Annotated in this window: 11 protein-coding genes; 6 read left to right on the top strand and 5 right to left on the bottom strand. The window is 73.1% G+C overall.

Features of this window, described 5'->3' with window-relative positions:
* Positions 1–29 precede the first annotated feature (29 nt).
* The 4 genes from ABZU52_RS07135 (at position 30) to ABZU52_RS07120 (ending at position 2,450) form a co-directional block, all read left to right on the top strand.
* Positions 30–659 (top strand): DivIVA domain-containing protein, encoded by a 630-nt coding sequence (locus tag ABZU52_RS07135; protein WP_354970168.1) that lies wholly within the window; start codon positions 30–32, stop codon positions 657–659.
* Positions 656–1,153 (top strand): SRPBCC family protein, encoded by a 498-nt coding sequence (locus tag ABZU52_RS07130; protein ID WP_354970167.1) that lies wholly within the window; start codon positions 656–658, stop codon positions 1,151–1,153. Before ABZU52_RS07135 ends, ABZU52_RS07130 begins: the two co-directional genes overlap by 4 nt.
* A 78-nt stretch (positions 1,154–1,231) precedes the next feature.
* Positions 1,232–1,813, top strand: a complete 582-nt coding sequence (locus ABZU52_RS07125; RefSeq protein WP_354970166.1) for a DNA-3-methyladenine glycosylase I — start codon at positions 1,232–1,234, stop codon at positions 1,811–1,813.
* 13 nt (positions 1,814–1,826) lie between these two features.
* On the top strand, positions 1,827–2,450 hold the full coding sequence (locus ABZU52_RS07120; protein WP_354970165.1) for a hypothetical protein: 624 nt from the start codon (positions 1,827–1,829) through the stop codon (positions 2,448–2,450).
* On the opposite strand, the gene ABZU52_RS07115 is transcribed toward ABZU52_RS07120, so the two are convergent.
* The 4 genes from ABZU52_RS07115 to ABZU52_RS07100 are packed head-to-tail and all read right to left on the bottom strand — an operon-like array spanning position 2,447 to position 6,674.
* Positions 2,447–3,688, bottom strand: coding sequence for a DUF1501 domain-containing protein (locus ABZU52_RS07115; RefSeq protein ID WP_354970164.1), 1,242 nt, complete (start codon positions 3,686–3,688; stop codon positions 2,447–2,449). The two genes, ABZU52_RS07120 and ABZU52_RS07115, sit on opposite strands and share 4 nt — an antisense overlap.
* A 14-nt stretch (positions 3,689–3,702) precedes the next feature.
* Complete coding sequence (locus tag ABZU52_RS07110) at positions 3,703–5,001, bottom strand: DUF1800 domain-containing protein (protein WP_354970163.1); 1,299 nt, start codon at positions 4,999–5,001, stop codon at positions 3,703–3,705.
* Between the two features lie 59 nt (positions 5,002–5,060).
* Positions 5,061–5,852 carry an enoyl-CoA hydratase-related protein gene (locus ABZU52_RS07105; protein WP_354970162.1) on the bottom strand — a complete coding sequence of 264 codons (792 nt, stop codon included), beginning with the start codon at positions 5,850–5,852 and terminating at the stop codon, positions 5,061–5,063.
* 3 nt (positions 5,853–5,855) lie between these two features.
* Positions 5,856–6,674 (bottom strand): PaaX family transcriptional regulator C-terminal domain-containing protein, encoded by an 819-nt coding sequence (locus tag ABZU52_RS07100; protein ID WP_354970161.1) that lies wholly within the window; start codon positions 6,672–6,674, stop codon positions 5,856–5,858.
* A 190-nt stretch (positions 6,675–6,864) separates the two neighbouring features.
* On the opposite strand from ABZU52_RS07100, the gene ABZU52_RS07095 reads away from it, so the two are divergent.
* Both ABZU52_RS07095 and ABZU52_RS07090 read left to right on the top strand, forming a co-directional pair.
* Positions 6,865–7,032 carry a DUF3117 domain-containing protein gene (locus ABZU52_RS07095; protein ID WP_007455245.1) on the top strand — a complete coding sequence of 56 codons (168 nt, stop codon included), beginning with the start codon at positions 6,865–6,867 and terminating at the stop codon, positions 7,030–7,032.
* 147 nt (positions 7,033–7,179) lie between these two features.
* A complete protein-coding gene (locus ABZU52_RS07090) occupies positions 7,180–8,655 on the top strand; it encodes a leucyl aminopeptidase family protein (protein WP_354970229.1) in 1,476 nt (491 codons plus the stop codon).
* Between the two features lie 16 nt (positions 8,656–8,671).
* On the opposite strand, the gene ABZU52_RS07085 is transcribed toward ABZU52_RS07090, so the two are convergent.
* Positions 8,672–9,286, bottom strand: coding sequence for an O-methyltransferase (locus tag ABZU52_RS07085; protein ID WP_354970228.1), 615 nt, complete (start codon positions 9,284–9,286; stop codon positions 8,672–8,674).
* Between the last annotated feature and the right edge of the window lie 273 nt (positions 9,287–9,559).

Here is a 9,559-nt window from a genome sequence, read left to right as displayed (position 1 = left end):
CGGGCCGGCTGCCATGCCACGATCAGTACATGGGTCAGCTTCTGCTCCTCCTGGTCGTGGCGTTGACCGTCGCGGCGGTAATATTCGGCGTGACGGTGCTGGTCAGCGGCCGTGATCCCGGCCTGGTGCCGGCCGAGCCGGATTCGCAGGCCGTGGCCTTGCCGGGCACCCGCCCGCTGCGGGAATCCGACGTGGGGGCGGTCCGTTTCGACACCGGGTTGCGCGGGTACCGGATGGACCAGGTCGATCAGGCGATGCGCCGTGCCGCCTACGACATCGGTTACAAGTCCGAGCTGATCGGCGTACTGGAGTCGGAGGTCATCGCCTTGCGTGAGGGGCGCACCGACGATGCGGACGTGCTGCGCCAGGCCCGCGAGCAGTCCGCCAGCAAGGTGACGACTGCGGACACGGCGGAGTCGGGCGAGGCAGCCGAGCCCGGTGATGCGGTGCAGCCGGGCAGCGACGTGCCGCTGAACGGCGAGGCGGGTGCGGCCCCGGTCGGCTCGACGGCCGCCGACCCGTTGCCCGCCGCCACCTCCTCCCCGGCGGATTCCGACGGGGTGGCGCCTGCCGCCGGGCCCGTCGACGACGCCGACCGCGAGCAGACCGCCGGCAGCACCGACCAGCGCGACGCGGTGGTTCGGTCGGAGTCGGCGTGACCGAGCCGGAGGGCGCCGACGATCTTCGCGAGGCGGCCCGACCCGGCGCCGGTGAGGTGACCGCCACGGTGATCGTCGACGCCCCGGCGGAGCGGGTCTTCGCCGCGCTGCTCGCCTGGGAACGTCAGTCCGACTGGATTCCGTTCACCCGCGTCCGGGTGGTCGAGGGCGACGGGCGTGAGGGCAGCCGGATCGAGGCGGTGACCGCGCTCGGCCGGGCGACGCTGCGCGACGAGATGCTGGTGGTCCGGGTCGACGAGCCGTACGAGATCGGCGTCGTGCACCACGGCCGACTGCTGCGCGGCCCGGGGGTGCTGCGCTGCACCCAGTTGGGCCGGGACCGCACCCAGGTCGTCTGGCACGAGTGGTTCCACCTGCCGGGCGGCCGGGCCGGTCGACTGGCGTGGCCGGTGCTCTGGCCCGGCTCCAAGCTCGGCCTCACCCAGGCACTGAAGAGGTTTGCCCGTCTGGTCGAGCAGGGCCGGCTGCCCTGACCGGCTGGCCCGGTGCCGGCAGCGCGCCGGGCGGACGGAGGCAATGGGGTGTCGGACGGATGCCCTAGCGTGTACGGGGTGACTGACCTGGTGATCGGCGCCGATGGGCTGGCTCGCTGCGCCTGGGGGTCGAGCACCCCCGACTACGCCGTCTACCACGACACCGAGTGGGGGCGGCCGCTGCGCGGCGACGACGCGCTCTACGAGCGGATGACGCTGGAGGCGTTCCAGTCCGGGTTGTCCTGGCTGACCATCCTGCGTAAGCGTCCGGCGTTCCGGCTGGCCTTCGACGAGTTCCACATCCCGACCGTCGCCCGCTACGACGACGCCGACGTGACCCGGCTGCTCGCCGACGCCGGCATCGTCCGCAACCGGGCCAAGATAGAGGCGGCGATCGCCAACGCCCGCGCCGCACTGGAGCTGCCGGAGGGGCTGTCCGCGCTGCTCTGGTCCTTCGCGCCGGAGCCCCGGCCGGCTCGCCCCGCGTCGTTCGCCGAGCTGGCGCCGATCACCCCGGAGTCGACGGCGATGGCCAAGGCGCTCAAGAAGCGCGGCTTCCGGTTCGTCGGCCCGACAACCGCGTACGCGCTCATGCAGGCCACCGGAATGGTCGACGATCACATCGTCGGCTGTCACGTCACCCTCCCAGCGGCGGCGTGATGAGATGGCAGACATGACGACCGAGACCGCGCACCGGGCCGGCGCGGCCGGCAACGCCGACGGGGTGGGCACCTGGGCGGTGCTGTTGCCTGCCGAGCGGTACGAGGCCGAGCGGCTCGTGCACCACGACACGCTGGAGCTGACCGGGCTGACCGACGTCGCCCGGCTGGGGCCGGGAGACCAGGTGGCCGTGCTGGTCGACGCGCCGCCCCGGCTGGTGGCCCTCGGCCGGGTCAGCGCGCCGGGCCAACGCCACCGGGAAGATCCGGACGACCCGCAGTCCCCGGGTGTGCCGGGGACGCTCGTCGTCGCGTACACCCGACGGGCCTTCGACGAGCCGGTGCCGGCCGACCTGCTGACGCTCGACGGGCCGGTCACCGCACTGGAGCCGGCCGCCTTCCGGGCGTTGGCCGACCAACTCGGCCCGCCTCCGGCGCGGCGTACCTGGCTGGTCAGCCTCGACCTGCCGATCGAGGCCGGCACGCCCGCCGAGGCGGTTCGGCTGTTCTGGTCCTACGTGCAGGAGCTGGGGCCGCGGGAGCTGCCCGCCTTCGTCTCGCCGTCCGGTGACGAGCTGGCCATGCAGGCCTTCGTGCTGGGCGAGCAGGCCAACCAGGACCCGGAAGAGGACGACTAGAACAACTTGTCCACTCGTCCCCGCCAGTCGGCGAGGACCGGGCCCGGGTCGGTGTCCAGCACCCGCTCCAGCAGCGTGGCGTAGACGTCCCGGAAGTCGGTGGTGTATTTCAGATCGCCGTCGTCGAGATCAGTGAGACTCGGCGGCGCGCCGTGCCAGCCCCCACGGACGCCCGCGCCGAGCAGCAGCACATCCGAGGCGGTGCCGTGGTCGGTACCGTTCGAGGCGTTGGCTCGGACCCGGCGGCCGAACTCGGAGTAGACCGCCACCACCACCTTCCGGCCCGCCTCGGTGCGACCCATCCGGTCGGCGAACCCGGTCAGCGCCCGATCCAGCTGGCCCAGTAGGACGGCCTGCAACTGCTTCTCGTCGGCGTGCGTGTCGAAGCCGCCCAGCGACACCGAGAAGACCCGGGTGGACACTCCCGCCTCGACACACTGCGCGACCAGGTCGAGCTGCGCGTCCAGCGGGGTGCGCGCCCCACCGGTGGCCGTCGCGGGGGCCTCCTCGCCGTCCGGGTCCGCCGTGTCGGGGTCGGCGGAGTCGCGTACCTGGCGGATCATCTCGTCCACCGACCGCAGGTCGGCGAAGCAGGCGGCGGCTCGACCCCGGGCCGCCGACTCGCCGGCCTCCGCGGCGGCGAACGCGGTCAGTGTCTCCGCGGGCAGCCCCTTGGCGGCCTTCCGGTCGGTCACCGGCACTGCCGCACCGGCGCTCCGCGCCCCGGCCAGCAGCGGCGGCAGCGCTGGCTCGAAGGAGACCGCCAGCCGGGGGTCGCCACCGGCCTGGTCCAGCCACCGCCCGAGCCAGCCGGTGTTCCCGGGCCGGTCCGGTTGCGCGGTGTGCCAGATGTCCATCGACCGGAAGTGGCTGCGGTCCGGCTTCGGGTAGCCGACCCCGCGCACGATCGCCAGCCCACCGCCGGACCAGCGCCCATGCAGGCCGGCCAGTGCCGGGTTGAGGCCGAAGTCGTCGTCCAACCGCCGAACCTCCCCGTCCGGGTACGCCAGCTCGGGGCGGGCCGCCCGGTAGGCCGGATCGCCGTACGGAATGACGGTGTTGAGCCCGTCATTGCCGCCGTAGAGGGTTACCAGCACCAGCGTGCGGGACTGCGGATCGCGGTCCCCGGTGGTGTCCAGCAGGTCCCGCAGGCTGTACGCGCCGGCCCCGGCGGCCAGCGCGCCCGCGCCGACCACTCCGCTGGTCAGCAGGAACCTGCGTCGGGTCACTGTGTCCATGTCGACTCCTCCGCTCAGCTGACTGTGTATTCGGGGCTGACCAGACCGGCGGCGAGCAGCTTGCGGGGCTCGCCGGCCAGCGGGGTGAGGGCGGCGCGGGTGCGGGCGCCCCAGCCGTCGACCACCAGCAGCCGGGCCAGCGCGTCCGGGCGGCCGGCGGTGGGCGCGGCGGTCAGCCGGGCCAGCACCGGTGGCGCCGCGGCGGCGGCCAGCACCCCGGCCGTGCGCAGCCGGGCCTGCAACGACGAGGTGGTCAGCCACGCGGCCCCGGCCGGCCATCCGCCCACACTCGGTGGCCGTAGCGGCACCTGGTCCAGCGCGTTCAGGCCGGCCAGCAGTTGTCGGCGTTGCTGCTCGGGCAGCGCGGACGGTTGGATGCCGAGCTGCCGCAGCGCGCCGACCAGCCATTCCACCGGCTGTTTCACCAGCGTGCCCCGGGTCTGCGCGAAGGCCGGTGCGGAGAAGATCGCGCGCAGGGTGGCAAGGGTGTCCGCGCCGGCCAGACCGTCCGGTGCCGGGATGTCGGCGCCGGCGTAGCGGAACCAGAGCCGCCCGGCCACGAAGGTCGCCGCGGCGGGGTGGGCGGCCAGCAGCCCGGCGTACGCCTCGGCGTCGAACCGGCCGCTCTGGCCGAGGATGCTCTTCTCGCCGGGGTCGTGCCGTTTGGGCTCGAAGCGGGCCACCCCGGTACGCCGGTCGACCACCCAGCCGGTCAACGCTCGCGCGCCGGCCTTCACGTCGGCCTCGCCGTAGGCGCCGATGCCGAGGGTGAACAGCTCCATCAGCTCACGGGCCAGGTTCTCGTTCGGTGCCTTGCGGGTGTTCTTCTGCCCGTCCAGCCAGACGATCAGGGCGGGGTCGCGCACCATCGCGGCGACCAGCGGGCCCAGCGGCCCACGACCGTGCCGGCGCAGCGTCGCCAACTGGCCCACCATCAGCCGCGCAGACTTGACCTTCTGCGCGCTGGTGGCCCAGTGCCCGTGCCAGAAGAAGAGCAACTTCTCGGTCAGCCCGTCCTCGGCGGCCACCATCCGGTTCAGCCACCACTCGGTGACCTGCTGGAGTTGCTTGCGGCGCTCCGCGTTGGCCTGCTGCCGCTGCTCGCGGGTGGAATCCTTGGTCAGTTCGGCGTACGGGTCGGGAGGCAGCGTCGGGGTCGGCGTGGCCGCCGCGCCCCGGTCCGTCGCCGGCTGGGTGAGCAGCCGGTCCACCGTCGCCGCCGGCCCGGCCCGCTCGGCCGCGTCCACCTCGTCGGCGGTCGGCCCGAAGGTGGCCCGGCGCAGCAGGTGCGCCACCGCTTCACGATCGCTCATACCGGTCGACGCTAGGCGTCCCGTGTTCGAGGTCGGTAAGGACGGCGTCCGGATCGCGTTCAGCGTCCCTCGAAGACCGGTTTCTGCTTACCGACGAAGGCGAGGGTGGCCGATCGGTGGTCGGCGGTGGCGCCGCAGATCGACTGGGCCTGCGCCTCGGCGGCGAGGGCGTCGGCGAGGGTGCCGGCATCGGCGATGGAGAGCTGCCGCTTGATCGCCCCGTACGCGACGGTCGGGCCGGCGGCCAGGCGGGCGGCCAACTCCTGGGCGACGGGCAACACCTGTTCGTCGTCGTCCGTCAACCGGTTGAGCAGGCCCAACCGGCAGGCCTCCTCGGCGCGGACCGGCTCGGCCAGCATCAGCAGCTCCACCGCCTTGGCGTGGCCGACCAGGCGGGGCAACGTCCAGGAGGCGCCGGTGTCGGCGGCGAGACCGACCTTGGCGAAGGCCATCAGGAAACTGGTGGTCGGACCGCCGATGCGGATGTCGGCCAGGAACGCCAGCGACGCGCCGGCCCCGGCGGCCATCCCCCGGACCGCGGCGATCACCGGCTTGGGCAGGTTGGCGAGCCGGGCGGCGATCGGGTTGTAGTGCGCCCGCACGGTGCCCAACGGGTCACTGGTGGAGTTCTCCAGGGTGGCCACGTGCTCGCGCAGGTCCTGACCGGCGCTGAACGACCCGCCGGCCCCGGCCAGGACGACCGCGCGGCAGGACCGGTCGGTCTCCAACTCCGCCAGGGCGTCCCGCAGCGCCTCCTTGAGCGCCACGTCGAGCGCGTTCATGGCGTTCGGCCGGTTCAGCGTGAGGGTGACGACGGCGTCGGTCCGGTCGACCAGCAGCGGCTCGGTCACGTGTCAACGACCCTTCTGTCGGACGATGCGGTTGCCGGCGTCGAGGCACTGTTCGACGTACCGGTCGGCGGCCGGACGCAGACGGGCCGCGTGCCGGTCGAAGAAACTCGCCGCGGCGGTGCCGGGCCACCGCTCGGGCAGCAGCGCCGGGGGCAGCTGCGGGTCCTGGAAGAGGAACGTACGCCACGCGTGCACGAGCCGGAACCGCGCCGCGTACGCCTCCTCGTCGCTGCTGCGCACGGTGACTGCGGCGAGCAGCGGGCGCTGGTCCGCGACGAACCGCTCGTAGGCGCGGCCGATCTTGGCCAGGTTCCAGGCGCGTCGGACCACGCCCATCGCGCCGGGGGTGCCGGAGAAGTGCGAGGCGGTGAACCGCTCGAACCGGATGCCGGTCTCGGCGAGGAGCAGGTCGACATCCTCGGCGGGGCGGGTGGCGACCCAGGTCTGCTCGTCCAGCGTCCCGTAGCCGAGGAAGCTCAGGTTGGCGGCGAGCCGCTGGCGGTCCCGCCGGGAGCCGGGGGCCTCCAGCACCAGCAGATCGAACCGGCCGTCCCAGGTGACCCGGCCGGTTCGGTAGATCCGGGCCGCTGCCTCGTCGAGTCGTCGGGCGGCTTTCGGTGTGATCGAATATCCCGGTCCGGAGACCAACCGGAGTGGTTCGAGCCAGCCCTGACGCACCATCCGGGACACGGCGGTGCGAACTGCTGGCGGTGCGATTCCCAGCGGCGCCAGCAGCTTGACCAGGGCAGCAACCGGTGCCCGGCCACCCCTCGGACGGAGGTGGTCGCCGTACAGGTCGAAGAGTGCCGACCGTGCCTGCATGACCGCACATTGTGACAGGCCTTCTCAAGATAAGCTAGATGCTGTTACATCAATGCTGCTCCGGTTTGGGTCCGGCGGTGTTCATCAGGGAAAATCGTTTGTTGACACCCCCGTGACCGTTGCGGGTGGTCGTGACGAAGTGGCTGTGGGGCAACCCACCGACCCTGGTGTAGGTCTGAGGGGAGACAACATGGCGGCGATGAAGCCGCGGACGGGCGACGGTCCGCTGGAAGTCACCAAGGAGGGGCGGGGCATCGTCATGCGGGTCCCGCTGGAGGGCGGTGGCCGGCTCGTCGTCGAGATGACTCCCGACGAGGCCAACGCGCTCGGTGACGCACTGAAGGCAGCGGCCGGCTGAGTAAGGAGTGCTCCGGGCGGCTCATGCCGCCCGGAACGTTCTTCGGACCCTGAGCCACCGGAATCGCCGGTGGCTCAGGGTCTTCAACGCTGCGGGCAGGTGGGTTCGCCGCCGGTCCGCGACACATTCCTGGAGGTACGGTTCCGCGTGCTCGCCATCCGTCTGATCGCCGAGCCCGACCGGCTCGACGCCCTCGTCCTGCCCGTCCGCCCGGCCGACTCCACGGCGGAAGGTGACACCTCGGCCGAGCCCGCCCCGACCGCTGTGGCGACCCCGGACGGCACGGCCGACGAGGCCGCCGCACTGGCGTCAGCGGCCCGACTGAGCGGCCGAGCCGGTGAGATCCACACCCAGCTGCGCCCCGGGGGTACCCCCGACCGGCTGCTGCTGCTCGGCATCGGTGACGGCGACGAGGCGGCCTGGCGGACGGCCGGCGCGGCCCTGGCCCGCTCCGCCTCGGCTGAGACGCATATCACCATCGCGCTGCCGGCCGAGGTGACCCCGGCCGAGGTTCGCGGGCTGACCGAGGGGCTGCTGCTCGCCCCGTACCGGTTCCGCCTCACCGAGGCCGGCGACCGACCGGCGCTCACCAGCGTCGACCTGCTGCTCGCCGACCCGACCGGGTACGAGGACACCGTCGCCACGGCCCGGACCACGGCCGCGATGACCCATCTCGCCCGCGACCTGACCAACACCCCCTCCTCGGTGAAGACCCCGCAGTGGTTCGCCGACCAGGTGGCCTCCGCCGCAGCTGATCTTCCGGACCTGCGGCTGCGGGTGCGTGGCCCGGCTGAGCTGACCAGCGAGGGCTTCGGCGGGATCCTCGCCGTGGGCGGGGGGTCCGCCAGCGGACCCCGGCTCGTCGAACTGGACTGGCACCCGGCCAACGCGCGTACCCACGTGGTGCTGATCGGCAAGGGCATCACCTTCGACACCGGTGGCATCTCGATCAAGCCGGTGGCGTCGATGAAGCTGATGCGCAAGGACATGGCCGGCGCGGCCGCGGTCGTCGCCGCCACCCTGGGCGCCGCCGCGCTGCGGCTGCCGGTCCGGATCACCACGTTGGCCCCGCTGGCCGAGAACATGGTCAGCGGCTCGGCGTTCCGCCCCGGCGACGTCATCCGGCACTACGGTGGCACGACCAGCGAGACGACCAACTCCGACGCCGAGGGCCGGCTGGTCCTCGCCGACGCGCTGGCGTACGCGGTGCAGCAGCTCAAACCCGACCTGCTGATCGACCTGGCCACGCTCACCGGGGCGAACTCGGTGGCGCTGGGCAAGCGCACCGCCGCCCTGTACAGCGAGAACGACGAGCTGGCCGCCGGCGTACTGGCGGCGGCCGAGGCAGCCGGCGAGTCGGCGTGGCGGATGCCGCTGCACACCGACTACGTCGAGTACCTCGGCAGCGAGATCGCCGACCTCTACAGCGCACCGGCGCAGGGCGCCGGTTCGGTGCTGGCAGCGCTCTACCTGCGCGAGTTCACCGGCGACCTACGGGACCGCTGGCTGCACCTGGACATGTCGGCCCCGTCCTGGGCCGACGGCGACCAGGCCGAGGTCAGCCGGGGCGCCACCGGCTGGGGCGTCCGGTCGTTGCTGCGCTGGCTCGCCAGCGTCGACTAGGGCTTTGACACACGCCCTAGCACTTCACCGCGGCGAGCAGCCCGTGTCCGACCGGAAGCAGCGCGGGGATCCAGTGCTCCGACTCCCGGACCGCCTTGATCGTCTCGCGAACCGTCACCGTCTCCGCGTCCCGGGCGGCCGGGTCGCCGATCCGGTCGCTGGCCAGCACGCCGTTGAGCGCCAGCACGCCCCCCGGACGCAACAGCCGCAGCGCCGCCTCCACACAGGCATGGAAACCGGTCGCCTCCGCGTCCACGAAGACCAGGTCGTACGCGCCGTCGGCGAGCCTGGGCAGCACGTCGAGCGCCCGACCGGTGATGATCCGGGTGCGCCCGGCCGCGAAGCCCGCCTCGGCGAAGATCCGCCGGGCGATCCGCTGGTGCTCCACCTCCACGTCGATGGTGGTGAGCACGCCGTCGGCGCGCATGCCGCGCAGCAACCAGACGCCGCTCACCCCGGTGCCGGTGCCGATCTCCACCACCGCACGGGCATTGCCGGCGGCGGCCAGCAGCCGCAGCGCCGCCCCCGCGCCGGGGGTGACCGCGTCGAGGCCGACCTCCCGGGCCAGGCTGCGGGCAGTACGCAGAACGAGATCCTCGGTGACGTACGACTCGGCGAACTGCTGAGCCAGCGTCGTCGAACTGCCGGAACCGGCGACCGTGGCGATGGGGCACCTCCGGGGGCGGTGCGTGGTGCGGGGGCGGGTTGGCACTGTGAAGCGTAGAGGCGACCGTCGTGGGGCGCAGCCGCGCCTCCACCGGAAGCGATCACCGGGGCAACCGCTGACTGCACCGCGGACATCCGTGCAATCCTGGAGGCGGTATCCCGTCAGCCGCGACCAGACCGGCCCGTGGCCGGGCGACGCGGCGCGGGATCCGGGGACGGACTGGGAGGCACCGACGTG

It is taken from the genome of Micromonospora sp. NPDC005220, assembly GCF_040607895.1.
Taxonomy (GTDB): Bacteria; Actinomycetota; Actinomycetes; order Mycobacteriales; family Micromonosporaceae; genus Micromonospora.
Note: the sequence above shows the minus strand (reverse complement) of the source record. Positions and strands in the feature narration are given on the sequence as shown.

Coding starts and splice junctions, on each gene's coding strand:
- ABZU52_RS07115 (WP_354970164.1), bottom strand. CDS start 3,688: ATGGACACAGTGACCCGACGCAGGTTCCTGCTGACCAGCGGAGTGGTC.
- ABZU52_RS07135 (WP_354970168.1), top strand. CDS start 30: ATGGGTCAGCTTCTGCTCCTCCTGGTCGTGGCGTTGACCGTCGCGGCG.
- ABZU52_RS07120 (WP_354970165.1), top strand. CDS start 1,827: ATGACGACCGAGACCGCGCACCGGGCCGGCGCGGCCGGCAACGCCGAC.
- ABZU52_RS07110 (WP_354970163.1), bottom strand. CDS start 5,001: ATGAGCGATCGTGAAGCGGTGGCGCACCTGCTGCGCCGGGCCACCTTC.
- ABZU52_RS07095 (WP_007455245.1), top strand. CDS start 6,865: ATGGCGGCGATGAAGCCGCGGACGGGCGACGGTCCGCTGGAAGTCACC.
- ABZU52_RS07100 (WP_354970161.1), bottom strand. CDS start 6,674: ATGCAGGCACGGTCGGCACTCTTCGACCTGTACGGCGACCACCTCCGT.